At 71.3% G+C, this 15,858-nt stretch carries 17 protein-coding genes; 13 read left to right on the forward strand and 4 right to left on the reverse strand.

The genetic code is table 11. The features are described 5' to 3' along the window. The first annotated feature begins 26 nt into the window (after positions 1 to 26). The 6 genes from A3G1_RS36930 (at position 27) to A3G1_RS0126065 (ending at position 4,576) form a co-directional block, all read left to right on the forward strand. On the forward strand, positions 27 to 1,013 hold the full coding sequence (locus tag A3G1_RS36930; RefSeq protein ID WP_040479816.1) for a helix-turn-helix transcriptional regulator: 987 nt from the start codon (positions 27 to 29) through the stop codon (positions 1,011 to 1,013). Next, complete coding sequence (locus tag A3G1_RS0126045) at positions 1,010 to 1,975, forward strand: helix-turn-helix transcriptional regulator (protein ID WP_018352436.1); 966 nt, start codon at positions 1,010 to 1,012, stop codon at positions 1,973 to 1,975. The genes A3G1_RS36930 and A3G1_RS0126045 overlap by 4 nt, the downstream gene beginning before the upstream one ends. Positions 1,976 to 2,020: 45 nt before the next feature. Next, positions 2,021 to 2,230 (forward strand): hypothetical protein, encoded by a 210-nt coding sequence (locus A3G1_RS0126050; protein WP_018352437.1) that lies wholly within the window; start codon positions 2,021 to 2,023, stop codon positions 2,228 to 2,230. Positions 2,231 to 2,417: 187 nt separating this feature from the next. After that, positions 2,418 to 2,705, forward strand: coding sequence for a Sec-independent protein translocase subunit TatA (tatA, locus tag A3G1_RS42145; protein WP_018352438.1), 288 nt, complete (start codon positions 2,418 to 2,420; stop codon positions 2,703 to 2,705). A gap of 19 nt (positions 2,706 to 2,724) precedes the next feature. Next, entirely contained in the window at positions 2,725 to 3,639 is a 915-nt protein-coding gene (tatC, locus tag A3G1_RS0126060; RefSeq protein ID WP_026212528.1) for a twin-arginine translocase subunit TatC, read from the forward strand. A gap of 76 nt (positions 3,640 to 3,715) precedes the next feature. Further along, on the forward strand, positions 3,716 to 4,576 hold the full coding sequence (locus A3G1_RS0126065; protein ID WP_018352440.1) for a diacylglycerol/lipid kinase family protein: 861 nt from the start codon (positions 3,716 to 3,718) through the stop codon (positions 4,574 to 4,576). Here A3G1_RS0126065 and A3G1_RS0126070 read toward each other — a convergent pair. After that, positions 4,521 to 5,732, reverse strand: coding sequence for an MFS transporter (locus A3G1_RS0126070; RefSeq protein ID WP_018352441.1), 1,212 nt, complete (start codon positions 5,730 to 5,732; stop codon positions 4,521 to 4,523). The two genes, A3G1_RS0126065 and A3G1_RS0126070, sit on opposite strands and share 56 nt — an antisense overlap. A 68-nt stretch (positions 5,733 to 5,800) precedes the next feature. On the opposite strand from A3G1_RS0126070, the gene A3G1_RS0126075 reads away from it, so the two are divergent. Next, complete coding sequence (locus A3G1_RS0126075; protein WP_018352442.1) at positions 5,801 to 6,181, forward strand: MerR family transcriptional regulator; 381 nt, start codon at positions 5,801 to 5,803, stop codon at positions 6,179 to 6,181. A gap of 35 nt (positions 6,182 to 6,216) precedes the next feature. Further along, the gene (locus A3G1_RS0126080) at positions 6,217 to 7,206 is read left to right on the forward strand and encodes an NADPH:quinone oxidoreductase family protein (protein ID WP_018352443.1); all 990 of its coding nucleotides are present in this window, start codon (positions 6,217 to 6,219) and stop codon (positions 7,204 to 7,206) included. A gap of 3 nt (positions 7,207 to 7,209) precedes the next feature. On the opposite strand, the gene A3G1_RS0126085 is transcribed toward A3G1_RS0126080, so the two are convergent. After that, positions 7,210 to 7,947, reverse strand: a complete 738-nt coding sequence (locus tag A3G1_RS0126085; RefSeq protein ID WP_026212529.1) for an HAD family hydrolase — start codon at positions 7,945 to 7,947, stop codon at positions 7,210 to 7,212. 72 nt (positions 7,948 to 8,019) lie between these two features. Here A3G1_RS0126085 and A3G1_RS0126090 point away from each other — a divergent pair, with 72 nt between their 5' ends. The 5 genes from A3G1_RS0126090 to A3G1_RS0126110 all read left to right on the forward strand — a co-directional run bounded on the left by A3G1_RS0126090 (position 8,020) and on the right by A3G1_RS0126110 (position 13,846). Further along, on the forward strand, positions 8,020 to 10,743 hold the full coding sequence (locus tag A3G1_RS0126090; protein ID WP_018352445.1) for a DEAD/DEAH box helicase: 2,724 nt from the start codon (positions 8,020 to 8,022) through the stop codon (positions 10,741 to 10,743). A gap of 55 nt (positions 10,744 to 10,798) precedes the next feature. Beyond that, complete coding sequence (locus A3G1_RS0126095; RefSeq protein WP_018352446.1) at positions 10,799 to 11,269, forward strand: NUDIX hydrolase; 471 nt, start codon at positions 10,799 to 10,801, stop codon at positions 11,267 to 11,269. Between the two features lie 197 nt (positions 11,270 to 11,466). After that, on the forward strand, positions 11,467 to 12,531 hold the full coding sequence (locus A3G1_RS0126100; protein WP_018352447.1) for a S1 family peptidase: 1,065 nt from the start codon (positions 11,467 to 11,469) through the stop codon (positions 12,529 to 12,531). Between the two features lie 252 nt (positions 12,532 to 12,783). Next, complete coding sequence (locus tag A3G1_RS40865; RefSeq protein ID WP_018352448.1) at positions 12,784 to 12,939, forward strand: hypothetical protein; 156 nt, start codon at positions 12,784 to 12,786, stop codon at positions 12,937 to 12,939. 10 nt (positions 12,940 to 12,949) lie between these two features. Continuing rightward, the gene (locus tag A3G1_RS0126110) at positions 12,950 to 13,846 is read left to right on the forward strand and encodes a 5'-3' exonuclease (protein WP_018352449.1); all 897 of its coding nucleotides are present in this window, start codon (positions 12,950 to 12,952) and stop codon (positions 13,844 to 13,846) included. A gap of 3 nt (positions 13,847 to 13,849) precedes the next feature. Here the strand turns inward: A3G1_RS0126110 and A3G1_RS0126115 are convergent, their stop codons facing one another. Beyond that, positions 13,850 to 14,770: a TolB family protein gene (locus A3G1_RS0126115; protein ID WP_018352450.1), complete on the reverse strand. Its 921-nt coding sequence runs from the start codon at positions 14,768 to 14,770 to the stop codon at positions 13,850 to 13,852. Between the two features lie 93 nt (positions 14,771 to 14,863). After that, complete coding sequence (locus A3G1_RS36940; protein WP_018352451.1) at positions 14,864 to 15,760, reverse strand: LysR family transcriptional regulator; 897 nt, start codon at positions 15,758 to 15,760, stop codon at positions 14,864 to 14,866. Positions 15,761 to 15,858: the final 98 nt, after the last annotated feature.

The following is a 15,858-nucleotide window of genomic DNA, read 5'->3' on the forward strand; positions in this document are numbered from 1 at the left end:
CAACCTACCCTGCTAACGTCGAACAGGTGTCCCGGACCCGCACAGAGCGACTCGTCAACCTGGTGATCTGCCTGCTGTCCACCCGGCGGTTCCTGACGGCCGCCCAGATCGCGCAGACAGTGCCCGGCTACGAGCACGATCCGTCCCTCCCGAAGGACCATGAGGCCTTCCAGCGCAAGTTCGAGCGGGACAAGGCCGAGCTGCGGATGCTCGGCGTGCCGCTGGAGACGGGGACGTCGAGCGTGTTCGACGCCGAGCCCGGGTACAGGATCGCGCAGCGTGACTACGCCCTGCCCGAGGTCGAGCTCGAACCGGACGAGGCCGCGGCCGTCGGCATCGCCGCGAAGCTGTGGCGGGACGCGGGCCTGGCCGCTGCGGCGTCCTCCGGCCTGGTGAAGCTGCGCGCGGCGGGGATCGACGTCGACCCCCACGCGACTTTGGGCATCGAGCCGCAGATGAGCGTCGAGCCCGCGTTCGATCCGGTCACTGCCGCTGTCCGGGAGCGCCGGATCATCAACTTCGACTACCAGGTACCGGCGGAGGACGCCCCCCGCACCCGCCGCCTCCAGCCGTGGGGCGCGGTGTGCTGGCGCGGGCGGTGGTACGTCGTCGGCCACGACCTCGACCGGCGGGCCGCCCGGTGCTTCCGGCTGTCCAGAGTGGTCGGCAAGGTCCGCGCGGCCGGCGAGCCGGGCGCGTTCTCCGTGCCGGAGGGCGTGGACCTGATCGACCACGTGGCCAGGTTCTCGACGGCGAGCCCGGTGGAACGGACGGGCCGGGCGACCGTGCGGCTGCTGCCCGGCCGGGCCAACGGCATCCGGCGGCGCGCCGACCGGCTCGAAGGCGACGTGGCGACCCTGGCCTACTCCGATCCGGAGCACCTGGCGGAGCTGCTCGCCGGGTACGGGCCGGATCTCGTGGTGCTCGATCCCCCCGAGGTGCGCGACGCGGTCGTCAAGGTCCTCACGAACCTGGCCTGCGCGCACACCGTCCGAAGCGAGGTAGTGGCGTGACCCCGAGTGCCGACCGGCTTGGCCGGCTCCTGAACCTCGTCCCGTACCTGCTGGCCAGGCCCGGTATCCGGCTGGCCGACGCCGCCGCTGACCTCGGGGTCTCCGAGCGGCAGATCCGCGAGGACCTGGAACTGCTGTGGATGTGCGGGCTGCCCGGCTACGGCCCGGGTGACCTGATCGACATGGCGTTCGACGAGGACAGCGTCACGATCACGTACGACGCCGGCATCGGCCGCCCGCTCCGGCTCACCCCGGACGAGGCCGTCGCCCTCGACGTCGCGCTGCGCCTGCTGGCCGAGCTGCCCGGCTCGATGGACCGGGGCGTCGTGCACCGTACCCTCGCGAAGATCGAGAAGGTCGCGCACTCGGGCCCGGCGATCGCGGTCGGCATGCCGGAGCAGCCGGAACGCGCCGAGCAGCTGCGCGGGGCCTTCGAGCGGGGCCGGGCACTGCGGATCACGTACTACACCGCGCGCCGCGACGCCGTCACCGAGCGCACCGTCGACCCGTTGCGCCTGCTGATGGCCGACGGCCGCACGTACCTGGAGGCGTGGTGCCGCCTCGCCAGCGCCGTCCGCCTGTTCCGCGCGGACCGGATCGACGAGCTGACCGAGCTGGACGAGCAGGCCGACCCGCCGTCGTGGGCAGTACCGGCCGAGCGGGGTACGAAGGCCTTCCAGCTCACGCCCGAGCTGCCGCTGATCACGCTGCTGATCCAGCGCCCGGCCCGCTGGGTCGCCGAGTACTACCCGTGCGAGTCGGTGGAGCCGCAGCCCAACGGTGACTGGCTGGTCCGGATGCGGGCCGGCGACCTGGCCTGGGCCCGCCGTCTCCTGCTGGGCCTCGGCGGCCACGTGACAGCTCTCGGCCCGCCGGAGCTGGTCTCCTCGATCGGTGAGGCGGCCCGCCAGGCCCTCGCCGTGTACGAGGCGGAGCCAGCACTGAGCGCACGCCCCGAGTAGCACCCTCCCGCCCCGCCGGGCGGATTGGCGGGTTAGGGTCATGGCGTGATCTGGTGGACGCTTCTGGCCGGGTTCCTCACCGGCCTCGTGCTGCTCGTGCTGGCCTGCCTGCCGCTCGTGAAGCGGCTCAAGCCGCTCCAGCTGGCCGTGGTCCGGCTGCAGCGGACCCAGGGCGACGTCGCGCTGCTCCAGGGCCGGATCGCCGAGATGCAGGAGACGCTGGCCGTGGTACAACAGAAGCTGCCACAACGGTAAGCAGACCTAACAGTAACGCTCGCATCACATCTTCTTGCCGTCACCCTCCGTATACCCTGGGGAGGTTGACGTTTCGCTTGGCCTTCGCGAGGATTGCCCGGCGGATCCACAGGCGCTCCGCCGTGTGCGGGCCTCTACCGGGGTAGTGCGTACGATGGAACTGCATTGACGAGCTTTGGAGGTTCCTATGGGAAGCATGCAGCCGTGGCACTGGGCTGTGATCATCGTGGCGGTGATCCTGCTCTTCGGCTCGAAGCGGCTTCCGGACGCTGCCCGCTCGCTGGGCCGTTCCATGCGGATCATCAAGGCTGAGACCAAGGGCCTCTCCGAGGACGGCAACCAGGCGAACGCGCAGGCTCAAACCCAGGCCTACACCGAGGCCCCGCAGGCTCCCGCTGTGCCCCCGGCAGCCGCCCCGCCGGCCGTGCCGCCGGTCCAGCAGCCGCCAGCCGCGCAGCGCGACACCAGCATCTGACCGGCACCCCTGACCGGTTGTGAGCCCCGTCCTGCGTAAGAGGTCGGCGGCGCGGGCGCAACGCGCCGCCGACGGCTCCATGCCCCTGATGGAGCACATCCGCGAACTGCGGAACCGGCTGCTGAAGGCCTTCCTGGGCGCGATGGTCGGCTTCGTGGCGATGATCGCCTTCGCCGAGGACATCATCCGCTTCGTCCAGCAGCCCTACATCGACCTGTTCCCCAAGGGCCAGGACCCGAGCATGTTCAACCTCGGGCCGGCCGACTTCTTCCTGCTCAAGCTCAAGGTCGCCATGTGGGCGGGCCTGATCCTCTCGGCTCCCGTCTGGCTGTACCAGATCTGGGCGTTCGTCGCGCCAGGCCTGCACAAGCGGGAGAAGCGCTGGGCCTACGCCTTCGTGGCCGCGGCGACCCCGCTGTTCCTGGCCGGCGCGACCCTGGCGTACGTCGTGGTCGGCAAGGGCCTGGCGTTCCTGCTGCCCGGCGCCGACGACCCGGTCTCCAACGGCCTCGAGCTGACCAGGTACTTCGACTGGGTCACCGACTTCATGCTCATCTTCGGGGTGGCCTTCGAGTTCCCCCTGCTGGCGATGATGCTGAACCTGGCGGGCATCGTCAGCGCCCAGAACCTGCTGAAGTGGTGGCGCACGGTCGTCTTCCTCTTCTTCCTGTTCTCCGCGATCGTCACGCCGACGCCCGACCCGTTCGTCATGACGGGCCTGGCGATCTGCCTGAGCCTGATGTACTTCGGGGTCATCGGCCTGGCCTTCCTCAACGACAAGCGCAAGCGCCGCCGCAACCAGCTGGCCGGTGCCGACTACAGCCAGCTCGGCGACGAGGAAGCCTCGCAGCTGGACTACGTGCCGGAGCCGGTAGCCGAGCCGGAGCCGGTCGAGGCACCCCGCCCGGTCCGCCGTTTCGACGACAGCATCTAGAAGTACGTGCCAGAGCCGCCCGGGTACGTCCCGGGCGGCTCTGGCGTTCCGGCTACGTTACCGCTAGGTTCACCCGGTGATCGCCGTCATCGCCAATCCCTCGGCAGGCAAGGGCCGCCTGGCCGGCCGGTTCCCCGAGCTGCTGGACCGGCTCGGGCCGCATCGGCTGCTGGAGGCCGGGAGCGCCGCCGAGGCTCTCGCCGCCGCGAAGTCCGCTGTGGACGGTGGCGCGACGGGGCTGGTCGCGGCCGGGGGCGACGGCACGGTGCACCTGGCACTACAGGCCGTAGCGGGTACGGGAGTGCCGCTCGGGATCCTGCCGCTCGGTACGGGTAACGACCTGGCCGCGGGGCTGGGCCTGCCGTCAGATCCGGCCGGGGCTGCCGACGCGATCCGGGCCGGCGTGACCCGCCGGTTCGACCTGGGCCTGATCAACGAGCGGACGTACTTCGGGAGCGTGCTCGCCGCCGGGTTCGACGCGCTGGTCAACGAGCGGGCCAACCGGATGAGCTGGCCGAAGGGGCCGAGCCGGTACGACCTGGCGATCCTGGCGGAGATGTTCCGGCTCCGGCCGCTGCGCTACCGGCTCGTCGTGGACGGCGAGCCGCGTGAGGCCGACTCGGTACTGCTGGCTGTCGGCAACACGCGCAGTTACGGCGGCGGCATGCGGATCTGTGAGGGCGCGGACCCGGCGGACGGCCTGCTCGACGTGACGATGGGCGTTGCTGGCCGGCTGACAATGCTCGGCCTGAAGCCCAAGGTGCGTACCGGTCAGCACATCCACCACCCGGCCGTCAGCACGATGCGCGTCCGGGAACTCGTGATCGACGGCCCGGCCCTGCACGGCTACGCCGACGGCGAGCGGATCGCGCCCTTCCCGCTCACTGTCCGCTGTGTACCGGGAGCCCTGACGGTTTTCGCGCCAGTCCCCGGCTGAGCGTCCCGTACAGGGCCACGAGGCCGTGCAGGCCGGACAGGACCAGCACGGTGACGCGCGGCCCGGCCGCCTGGAGGCAGGCTCCCGTGAGGACAGTCCCGGCCGGGAGCACGCCGTAGCCGAGCATGCTCATGAAGCCCTGCACCCGTCCGAGGGCGTCCTCGGGGACGCTCGCGAGCAGGGCGCGGGCCTGGATCACGTTCATCGCCGAGATCATCACGCTGATCCCGGCCCAGACCGCACCGACCCAGGCCGGGGCCAGGCCCAGGGCCAGCAGCGGGAACAGTGCCGCCGTCGCCCAGCCCCGGACGACCACGGCCGCGCGCAGCCCGATCCGGTCCTCGATCGGCCTGGCTGCCAGTGAGCCGATCACCCCGCCGAGTGCCGCGAGCGCGAAGACGCCGCCGACACCTCCGGGCCCGGTACCGTCCGAGGACACCAGCACGGCCATCAGGACCGCGATCCCGGCGAACAGCAGGTCACCGGCGACCGTGATCAGGGTGAGGGCACGGAGCCGGCTGTCGCGCAGGACGAGCCGGCCGCCGGTGAACAGGTCGGCGCGCCAGCTGGGGGCGGTGCGCTGGGGACTGTCGAGGGGCGCTCTCACCATCAGTACACAGAAAGCGACCACCAGGAACGAGCAGGCGTCCGCGGCGAACGGCAGGACGGGGCTCTGGAGCATGAGCAGCCCGGCCAGCGGCGGCCCTGCGATCGACGACAGGTTCCAGATGAGCTCTGACTGGGTGGCGGCCTGGCCGAGGTGCTCGGGAGCGGCGATCCGGGGCAGGACAGCCATCTGGGTGACGCCGTAGACCATCCCGGCCAGGCCGTTGATCGTCGCGACGAGATAGATGTGCCAGGTGCCCGGCAGCCCGGCCATCGCGATCGACGCGGCGGAGGCCGCGCTGACGAGAGCCGAGCCGGCCAGGAGCGCCCGGCGCGGCAGCCGGTCGGCCAGCACGCCAGCCGGCACGCTGAGCACAGCGAAGGGCAGGACTTCGAGGGTCGCGGTCACGCCGGCCTGGAGCGGCGAGCCGGTCACCTTCAGCACCAGCAGCGGATAGGCCACGAGGGCCATCGCCGTGCCGATCGTGGAGATGAGGTTGCCAGCCCACCAGAGCCGGTAGTCACGGGAGGAGAACAGGCCTGCGGACATGGCGGCTGATCCTGCCGGTCACCCGCGCGGTCGGCAAACGGATTCCCGGGGGGATACCGTGCACAGGCATGAAGATCGGCCAGCTTTCGCGCCTGACCGGGGTCAGCGTGCGTTCCCTGCGGTACTACGAGGAGGAGGGGCTGATCCAGCCCGCCCGGAGTGCCAACGGCTACCGTGACTTCCCCGAGGCCGCCGTCGAGCGGGTCCGCCAGATCCGGGGCCTGATCGACTGCGGGCTGCCGACCCGGATCATCCGCGAGGTGCTGCCGTACATGGAGGGGCCGGCGGAGCTGATGCCTGCCACCCCGTGCGAGTACATGCTCGGCGAGGTCGCCCAGCAGCGCGAGCTGATCGACCGGCGGATCGGCTTCCTGACCCGTAACCGGGACGCGCTCGACGCGTACCTCACGGCGGCCAGGGCTGCGGCCTCCCGCGTCACAGCCGCTTGACCCTCACGCTTGTGTGAGGGTCCTACGGTCGGCCCATGAGCATTCCGAGCACGATGCGTGCCCTCCAGCAGACCACCCTCCACGGCCCGGCTGACCTCCAGCTGCTCGACAGTGCCCCAGTACCGGCACCGGGCCCCGGCGAGGTCCTGGTCCGGGTCGAGGCGGCCGGGGTCAACTTCGCGGACGTGATGCAGACCAGGGGCACGTACCACGGCGGCCCGCGAGCCCCGTACCTCGCGGGCTTCGAGGCGGCGGGCGAGGTCGCCGCGCTCGGGGCCGGGGTGACCGGGCTGACGGCGGGCGACAGGGTGATCGGGATCGGCCACGGGGCCTTCGCCGAGTACATGGTCATGCCTGCGGCGAAGGCCGCCCCGGTACCGGACGGCTGGACGGGGGAGCAGGCCCTCGGCCTCGTCCTCAACTGGGCGACGGCCCTCGCGGCCCTCAAGCCCCTCGGCCGGATCGCGGCGGGCGAAACGGTACTCGTGCACGCGGCGGCCGGCGGGGTCGGCCAGGCGGCCGTGCGGATGGCCAAGCACTACGGCGCGACCGTGATCGGCACGGCTTCCCACGCCAAGCACGGCACGGTCCGGGCACTCGGCGCCGACCACGTCCTCGACTACCGCACAGCCGACGTCGCCGCCGAGGTACTCCGGCTGACCGGCGGCCGGGGTGCCGACCTCGTCCTGGAGTCGGCGGGCACCAGCTTCACGCCGAGCCTCGCCGCCGCCCGGCGCGTCACCGGCCGCGTGGTCGTCTACGGCCTGGCGGGCGGCGAGTCGGCCGTGACTAACTGGGACCTGGTCTTCCGGCACCAGATCCACCTCATCGGCCTCCACATCGCCGTGCTCGCCGAGTCGGAGCCGGAGATCTTCGCCGGCCTGATGACCGAGCTGTCCACGCTGAAGGACGCCGGGGTGTTCACCCCGGGGCAGCCCACTGTGTACAGCCTGGCCGAGGGTGCCCGGGCTCTCGCGGACCTGGAGGCAGGCCACACCACGGGAAAGCTCGCGATCCGGCCGTGAGCCTCACACCGGCGTTATGAGGTCCAGGATCGCGGCCAGGCCGTGCACCGCCCCCGGAGGCGAGGCCGGGAGCAGCATCGTCTGGAGGCCGGCCGTGACAGCGCCGCCGTCCGCCGCGCTGTCGCCGACCATCAGGGCCCGTTCCTCCGGTACGCCGAGGGCCCGGCAGGCGTGGGTGAACACGGCCCGCTCCGGCTTGCACCGGCCCAGCTCGTACGACAGCACCCACTCGGTGATCAGGTGCCCGAAGCCCAGCTCGTCGCACATCGGCCGGATGTCGAACCCGATGTTGCTGACCAGGGCGGTGGGCACACCGGCGTCCTTGAGAGCCTGGAGCACCGGGACGGTGTCGGCGTATGCCACCCAGCCGTCGGCGAGCGTCACCCGGTCGTAGAGCGCCTCGGCCAGCCCGTCGACGCCGGTGTCCACGGTGGCCGCGAGCCCGGCGTAGGCCTCGCGGTGCGCGTAGCCGTACAGGTCGCGGTTGGCCCAGACCTCGGCGAGGCGGGGCGGGATCCGGTTCGGCACTGGCCCGCCCGCCCGGCCAGCTGTGAGCAGCCGGTCCAGCAGGATCGTCGCCTTGGGGCCTTCCAGCTGCGCCCCGCAGGCGTCCAGGGCCTTGGCTAGCCAGCGGGCCGGCTCCTCGACCTGGGCGACGGTCCCGTGGAAGTCGAGGAGAACCGCCTCGACGGGGCGGCGCGGACCCGGGGGGCGTTCTGTCTGCGTCACAGTTTGCACCATACCGACCCCGGTACGGCGGGCTCGCCCCGGCCAAGGCGGCGGCGGGAGATCACTATGGCTTAGCCTGGAGACATGACAAGCCCCGCCGAACGGTACTCAGCGTCCCGCAGGCGGGCCGCCCACCCTGCACTGACCGAGTTCCTGGCAGGCCTGGACTTCGAGCTGGACGACTTCCAGATCGAGGCGTGCGAGGCCGTGGAGCGCGGGTCCGGCGTGCTGGTCTGCGCCCCGACCGGGGCCGGCAAGACCGTGGTGGGCGAGTTCGCGGTGTTCCAGGCGCTGCGCCAGGGCCGCAAGTGCTTCTACACCACGCCGATCAAGGCGCTGTCCAACCAGAAGTACAACGATCTGGTCGCGGTGCACGGCGCGGACAAGGTCGGCCTGCTCACCGGGGACAACGCCATCAACGGCGACGCGCCGGTCGTCGTGATGACGACCGAGGTCCTGCGGAACATGCTCTACGCGCGCTCCGCGACGCTCAGCTCGCTGTCCTACGTGGTCATGGACGAGGTGCACTACCTGGCCGACCGGTTCCGCGGCGCCGTCTGGGAAGAAGTCATCATCCACCTCCCGGACTCGGTCTCCCTGGTGTCGCTGTCGGCCACGGTGTCCAACGCGGAGGAGTTCGCGGACTGGCTGGTCACCGTGCGGGGCGAGACGAAGATCGTGGTGAGCGAGCACCGGCCGGTGCCGCTGTGGCAGCACATGCTGGTCGGCAAGAAGATGTTCGACCTGTTCCACGACCCGGAGGCGGCCACCAAGCACGAGGTCCACCCGGAACTGCTCCGCTCGACCCGCGACCAGCTCCGCCGGATCGGCTGGGACGAGCGCGGCCGCCGGGGCCGCAGTGCCCGTGATCTCGTACCGTCCAGGGTGGACGTCATCGAGCGCCTCGACCGCGAGGGCCTGCTGCCGGCCATCGTCTTCATCTTCAGCCGGGCAGGCTGCGACGCGGCCGTGCAGCAGTGCCTGCGGTCCGGCCTGAAGCTGACCAGCCCGGACGAGCGCCGCGAGATCCGCAGGATCGTGGAGACCCGCACGGCGCAGCTGCCGCCGGAGGACCTGAACGTCCTCGGGTACTACGAGTGGCTCGAGGGCCTGGAACGTGGCCTCGCCGCGCACCACGCCGGCCTGCTGCCGGCCTTCAAGGAGGTCGTGGAGGAGCTGTTCGTCCGGGGCCTGGTGAAGGCGGTGTTCGCGACGGAGACCCTGGCGCTGGGCATCAACATGCCCGCCCGTTCCGTCGTGCTGGAGAAGCTGGTCAAGTTCAACGGCGAGGCGCACGTCGACCTGACGCCGGGGGAGTACACGCAGCTCACCGGGCGGGCCGGGCGGCGGGGGATCGACATCGAGGGCCACGCCGTCGTGATCTGGACCCCGGAGACCGACCCCCGGCACGTCGCCGGGCTGGCGTCGACCCGGACGTACCCGCTGCGGTCGAGCTTCCGCCCCTCGTACAACATGGCGGTGAACCTGGTCGGCAGCGTCGGCCCCGAGCGGGCCCGCGAGCTGCTGTCCGCGTCGTTCGCGCAGTTCCAGGCGGACAGGTCGGTCGTGGGTGCCTCGCGCCAGGTACAGCGCAACGAGGAAGGCATCGCGGCGATGACCGCCGACATGGAGTGCCACCTCGGTGACTTCGGCGAGTACTTCCACCTCCGGGTGGCCATCGCCGACCGGGAGCGCGCCCTGGCCAGGGAGAGCGCAGCGACCCGCCGGGCCAGCGCCACGGCCTCGATCGCGAAGCTGCGCCCCGGCGACATCATCAAGGTACCGGCGGGCCGCCGGGCTGGCCTGGCCGTGGTGATCGACCCGGGTGTCAGCGGGTTCGGCGACCCCAAGCCGCTGATCGTCACCGAGGACCGCTGGGCTGGCCGGATCCCGGCCGCCGACTTCACGTCCCCTGTGGAGCCGCTGGGGCACCTGCGCATCCCGAAGCACTTCAACCCGCGGTCCCCGCAGGACCGCCGGGATCTCGTGTCGACGATGCGCAACACGGAGATCGAGCCGGCCGCGCGGCGCAGGGCCAGGCGTGCCCGCACGGCGGCGGCTGACGACCGCCGCCTCGAAGAGCTGCGCCGCGAGCTGCGCCGCCACCCCTGCCACGCCTGCCCGGAACGCGAGGACCACGCTCGCTGGGCCGAGCGCCGGGAGCGGCTGGCCAAGGAGACCGAGTCGCTGCGCGACAAGGTCGACAACCGGACCGGCTCGCTGACCAGGACCTTCGACCGGGTGTGCGGGCTGCTGGCCGACCGGGGCTACCTGACGGAGGCCGGAGAGGTCACCCCGGCCGGGCGCACGCTGTCGCGGATCTGGTCGGAGACGGACCTGCTGGTCGCCGAGTGCCTGCGGCGCGGCGTCTGGGACGCGCTGGACCCGGCCGAGCTGGCCGCCGCTGCCTCGATCCTGGTGTACGAGGCCCGCCGCGACACGGAGGACCGGGCGTCGGTGCCGCGTGGCGCGGTCGGCGACGCGGTGGACGCGACGATGCAGCTGTGGTCCGAAGTGGAGTCCCACGAGGCCTCGCGCGGGCTCCAGCTCACCAGGGAGCCGGATCTGGGCTTCGTCTGGCCGATCTACCGCTGGGCGCGCGGCGAGGCGCTGCCGAAGGTGCTGTCAAGCGTGCACGGCCTCGACGCCGAGATGCCGGCCGGTGACTTCGTGCGCTGGTGCCGCCAGGTGATCGACCTGCTCGGGCAGCTGGCGGAGGCGGCCGGCGACGCGCCGCTGCGCGCCACGGCCCGCCAGGCGATGGACGACATGCGCCGGGGCGTCCTGTCCTACTCCTCGATGGCGTAAAGGTTCCTGCCGTGTCCTGCCGGGGCACGGCGGGTGCCGCGCCTAAGCTGGGTGCGTGGTCACAAGCGCGGGCATTCTGCTGTACCGGCTGGCGGAGCCCGCCAGCCCCGAGCTGCTGATCGCGCACATGGGCGGCCCGTTCTGGGCCCGCAAGGACGAGCGCGCGTGGTCGATCCCCAAGGGCGAGCACGCTGAGGACGAGACTCCCGAGGACGCGGCCCGCCGCGAGTTCACCGAGGAGCTGGGCTGCCCGCCGCCGACCGGCGACCTGGTGCCGCTGGGGGTGCTGAAGCAGCCCGGCAAGCGGATCACGGTGTTCGCTCTGGAGGGTGACTTCGACGTGAACGGTGCCATCTTCGGCGAGTTCGAGATGGAGTGGCCGCCGCGTTCGGGTCAGGTCAGGAGCTTCCCGGAGGTCGACCGGCTGTCCTGGGTGGACTGTGCCACGGCCCGGGTGAAGCTGACAGCGGCGCAGGCGGTGCTTCCGGACCGGCTCCTGGCATTCCTGGGCTTGACGGACGGGTAACGTCTTTTCACATTCTTCGGGTACGTGCCGTGCTAGGTGGCTTCGCCCGTCCACAGTGTTGCTCCGAGTACCACATTGGCGCTTGTTGATGATGTTGCGGCATGGCAGCATCCAGATCACGGTTGCGCAACGGAACCGGGGGTTTGTGACCTGGATCCTATGTGGACCGCTGTAGCCCACCCCCTCTGGGAGACCTGATGAGAATCAGCAAGCTGATCGCCGCCGGGGCCCTGGTCGCCGGCACGCTTCTCGTCCCCGCCATCGCCCATGCCGCCCCGACGGCCGCGATCCCCTCGGCCGAGGCCGGGATCCGGGCCGGCCTCGGCGCCGAAGCCACCGCACTCCTCGCCGGTTCCCTCGGCGACCGCTCGGCCGGGTCCTACCTGGACACTGCCTCCGGCCGCATGATCGTCACCGTGACGGACGCCGAAGCCGCCGCCGCCGTGTATGCGGCCGGCGCCCTCCCGCACATGGTCACCCGCAGTGGCGCCGACCTGCGCGCGGCGACATCCGAGCTGGACCGCTCAGCGAAGATCCCCGGCACGACCTGGGCCGTCGACCCGGCCACCAACCAGATCCTGGTGACAGCCGACAGCACCGTGACCGGCGAGAAGCTGGCCACGATGAAGCGCGCCGTGGCCGGCCTGAACGGCGCTGCCCGCCTGGTCCAGGAGCCCGGCGTGCTCAACAGCTACATCTCCGGCGGCAACGCCATCTACATGGGCAGCTCCCGCTGCTCGCTCGGCTTCAACGTGAACCGTGGCGGCGTCAACCACTTCATCACGGCCGGGCACTGCACCAACCTCGGCACGACCTTCTGGTCGAACTCCAGCCACACCACCGTGATCGGCAGCCGGATCGGCACCAGCTTCCCGACCAACGACTACGGCATCGTCCGGTACTCCGGCTCGATCACCCGCCCGGGCAACGTGTACCTGTGGAACGGCGCCTACCAGGACATCACCTCCGCCGGTAACGCCTTCGTCGGCCAGGCGATCAAGCGCTCCGGCAGCACCACCGGCCTGCGCAGCGGCTCGGTGACCGCGCTCAACGCCACGGTCAACTACCCGCAGGGCACCGTGTACCAGATGATCCGCACGAACGCCTGCGCCGAGGGCGGCGACTCCGGTGGCTCGATGTTCGCCGGTTCCGTGGCGCTCGGCCTGACCTCCGGCGGCAGCGGCAACTGCTCCTCCGGCGGCACGACGTACTTCCAGCCGGTGCCCGAGGTGCTCAGCGTCTACGCGGCGAGCATCTACTAGCACCGCCTGACCACAGCGTTCCACTCCACCCCTCGCTGAGCCGCCGGAGCCCCCTCGCCGGCGGCTCAGCCTCGTATCCTGGTCTAAGCGGTCCTAACTCAATGACTGGCGGCGCTCTGGCGGCCTCAGAAGACGACCGGACTGCGCAGATCTCAGAGCCGGATACAACACCGGTATCCGGCTCTGAGATCTGCTTGCCGCTCGCCTCCTGGAACTCGCCACAGCACCACCGCCATTGAGTTAGGACCGCTTATGAGCACCGAGAAGCAGCCGGCCCGGGACTTCACGAAACTGCCGGAGCGCGTCCGGCCCGAGGACATGGTCGCGACCCAGGACGTGACCGTCACCCGCGACATCCCCGACACGATCAACCCGGAACAGGACGAGGCACTGCGCGGCGGTAACTAACATTCACCACATGCCACGACCGCTCCTGGCGCTCGACGCCCCCAGCATGTACTTCCGGGCCTTCTTCGGCGTGCCGGACACGGTGACCGCGCCGGACGGCACCCCGGTCAACGCCGTCCGGGGCTTCCTCGACATGGTCTCCACCCTGATCAAGACCCGCAGGCCCGACCGGGTCGTGTCGGCACTCGACTACGACTGGCGGCCTGCCTGGCGGGTCGAGCTGGTGCCCTCGTACAAGACGCACCGGGTCGCCGACCCCGCGGAGAACGAGGAGGAGGTGCCGGACTTCCTCTCGCCGCAGGTACCGATCCTGATCGACGTGCTGGCCGCCGCCGGTATCCCGTCGATCGGCGCCGCTGGCTTCGAGGCGGACGACGTGCTCGGTACCCTGGCGGCCGTCAGCGACCCGCCGGTCGAGGTGGTCACCGGCGACCGTGACCTGTTCCAGCTGATCACCGACGACGTCAAGGTGCTGTACGTCGGCCGTGGAGTGTCCAAGCTGGAGGTCATGGACGACGCGGCCGTCCGGTCCCGGTACGGCGTCCCGGCCGCCGCCTACGCCGACTTCGCCGTGCTGCGTGGCGACCCGAGCGACGGGCTCCCCGGCGTGGCAGGCGTGGGCGAGAAGACGGCGGCGCGGCTGCTGACCGCGTACGGCGACCTGCAGTCACTGCTGGCCGCAGCCCACGAGCAGGCACCGGGGCTGCGGGCGAAGCTGCTGGCGGCAGCCGACTACCTCGCCGTCGCCCCCCAGGTCGTCGCCGTCTCCCGCACCGTCGACCTCCCCGAATACGACGCCGGACTGCCCCGGGAACCCGCCGAACCGGACCGCCTCGCCATGCTCGCCGAGCGCTGGGGCCTCAAGAGCCCCGTCGACCGCCTGCTGTCGGTGATGGCGACCCGCTAGTACTCATGCTCCGGGGCGCGGTTGCCAGTCGGGTTGCGTGCCCCGGGTCAGGGTTTCGCGGGTGTTGCCGGCGCGGATGACGGTGATCCAGTGGGTGCCGTTGGGGTTCGGGGCGACGGCGAGAGTGTCGCCGCCCGCCGGGGACGGGGCCGGGAGGGCGTCGCCGGGCTCGCCCAGCCAGCCGCCGCCCGTACCGTCGAGGGCGGTCCAGCGGATGCGGACCGGGCCGCGCTCCCCGTTCGGGGGCTGCTCGGACTGGGTCGTCCACAGCAGACGGGTGCCGTCGGCCGTGAAGGCCGGCGTGGTCGAGAAGCCGGCGAAGGGGTTGCCGCCGCCACTGTGCGTCGCGACGGCCTTCTCCTGGTTGCTTTCGAGGTTGAGCAGGGTCAGGCAGTCGTCGTAGATGCCCGTGCACTCGCCACCGGGGAAGGAGATCCAGCGCCCGTCGGGGGACCAGGCGATGGCCTTGGCTTCGGCGAGGGGCGACGGGTCGACCTCGCGGAGGAGTACGGGCGCCTGGTCGCTCTCGTTGACCTGCCAGCCGGCGCGGATCCGGTAGAGGCGGCTGCCGTCGAGGTACGCGATCCAGTTTCCGTCGGGTGACCAGGCAGGGCCGCCGGCGTGCGCACCGTGCGTGATCTGCTCCCGGTCGAACGTGCCGTCCTGGAGCAGCCCGGCGATCCACAGGTCACCGGCGTGGATGTAGGCGAGCCGCGTACCGTCCGGTGACCAGCGCGGCCACGAGGACCTGCCGTCCTGGGTGACCTGCGTGAGCGTGCCGTCGGCGGCCCGGACGTGGATGTTGCCGTCGCGGGCGAAGGCGATGGCACCGGCTGTGCCCGGATAGGCAGCGCTCGCCGGGACGGCGGGCAGCAGGAACAGGGACGCGGCGGCGATGGCCAGGGTTCTGTGCAGGATTCGCATGGCTCCCATCATGGGGAAACCGCACCAAAGTGGACGGCTATATCGACGAAGACTCTCCTGTGAACGCTTCGGGGAGCGTGCGCTGGGCGCCCGTCACGCGGCCGGGCTCGCGGCCGCCGCGCAGGCCGCCGCGAACTCGATGATGATCCGGCGCCGGTCCTCACGGCGCCAGGCGAGCGCGAGGCGGGACGGGGAGATCTCGTCGACCGGCCGGTACACGACGCCTGGCCGGTGGTAGAACCGGGCGGTCGACTCGGCGGTGAAGCCGACCCCGAAGCCGTTGGCGATCGCCTCGATCCACTCCTCGGAGGACTGGGCGACCGCGCTGACCCGGACCGGGTGCCCGCGCCGCTCCGACACCGCCAGCCAGAAGTCCCGCCACGTGCCCGACTCGGGCGGCGTGGCGATGAACGGCTCGTCCAGCAGCGAGGCGAACGGCACGACCTCGTGCCTGGCCAGCGGATGCGCGGACGGGAGAGCGACCCAGCGTGGCTCGCTGAGCAGGATGCGCAGGGCGAGCGGCTCCTGGGCTGGTACGGGCAGGCGGACGAAGGCCACGTCCACCGAGCCGTCCCGCAGCCCGCAGGTGGGATCGGCCCACAGCGCCTGGGACATCGAGATCCGCCACTCCGGCCGCCTGCGGGTGAACTCGGCGAGGATCTGGGTGGTCAGCTCGCCGGCGGCGTTCGTGATGAACCCGACCCGCAGGGTCCTGTCCTCCTCGGCAGCCGCGGCCCTGGTCGCGGTCAGCGACTCCGACCAGGTGTCGAGCAGCTGGCGGGCCTGGGGGAGCAGGGCGTTGCCGGCCGCGGTCAGCTCCACGTGCCTGCTCGACCGGCGGAGCAGCTTGAGCCGCAGCTGGGTCTCCAGCAGCCTGACCTGTTTGGACAGGGCCGGCTGCGAGATGAACAGCCGCTCGGCCGCCCGGGTGAAGTGCAGCTCCTCGGCGACAGCGACGAAGTATCGCAGGAGCCGGAGATCTACATCCATACCTACCAGTTATAGCAGGAGAACTTAAACAATTTCCCCATTTTGGAAGAGCCGCCAATTGCCCCCCGGATCATAACCAAACCGCATGATTGTGGCTC

Origin of the sequence: Longispora albida DSM 44784 (assembly GCF_000379825.1) — a bacterium.
Classification (GTDB): Bacteria; Actinomycetota; Actinomycetes; order Mycobacteriales; family Micromonosporaceae; genus Longispora; species Longispora albida.

What these genes read in the sequence shown, in the direction of transcription:
- tatA (WP_018352438.1), top strand. Translation starts at nt 2,418, where the DNA reads ATGGGAAGCATGCAGCCGTGGCACTGGGCTGTGATCATCGTGGCGGTG.
- A3G1_RS0126070 (WP_018352441.1), bottom strand. Translation starts at nt 5,732, where the DNA reads ATGTCCGCAGGCCTGTTCTCCTCCCGTGACTACCGGCTCTGGTGGGCT.
- A3G1_RS0126075 (WP_018352442.1), top strand. Translation starts at nt 5,801, where the DNA reads ATGAAGATCGGCCAGCTTTCGCGCCTGACCGGGGTCAGCGTGCGTTCC.
- A3G1_RS0126080 (WP_018352443.1), top strand. Translation starts at nt 6,217, where the DNA reads ATGAGCATTCCGAGCACGATGCGTGCCCTCCAGCAGACCACCCTCCAC.
- A3G1_RS0126085 (WP_026212529.1), bottom strand. Translation starts at nt 7,947, where the DNA reads ATGGTGCAAACTGTGACGCAGACAGAACGCCCCCCGGGTCCGCGCCGC.
- A3G1_RS0126090 (WP_018352445.1), top strand. Translation starts at nt 8,020, where the DNA reads ATGACAAGCCCCGCCGAACGGTACTCAGCGTCCCGCAGGCGGGCCGCC.
- A3G1_RS0126100 (WP_018352447.1), top strand. Translation starts at nt 11,467, where the DNA reads ATGAGAATCAGCAAGCTGATCGCCGCCGGGGCCCTGGTCGCCGGCACG.
- A3G1_RS40865 (WP_018352448.1), top strand. Translation starts at nt 12,784, where the DNA reads ATGAGCACCGAGAAGCAGCCGGCCCGGGACTTCACGAAACTGCCGGAG.
- A3G1_RS0126110 (WP_018352449.1), top strand. Translation starts at nt 12,950, where the DNA reads ATGCCACGACCGCTCCTGGCGCTCGACGCCCCCAGCATGTACTTCCGG.
- A3G1_RS0126115 (WP_018352450.1), bottom strand. Translation starts at nt 14,770, where the DNA reads ATGCGAATCCTGCACAGAACCCTGGCCATCGCCGCCGCGTCCCTGTTC.
- A3G1_RS36940 (WP_018352451.1), bottom strand. Translation starts at nt 15,760, where the DNA reads ATGGATGTAGATCTCCGGCTCCTGCGATACTTCGTCGCTGTCGCCGAG.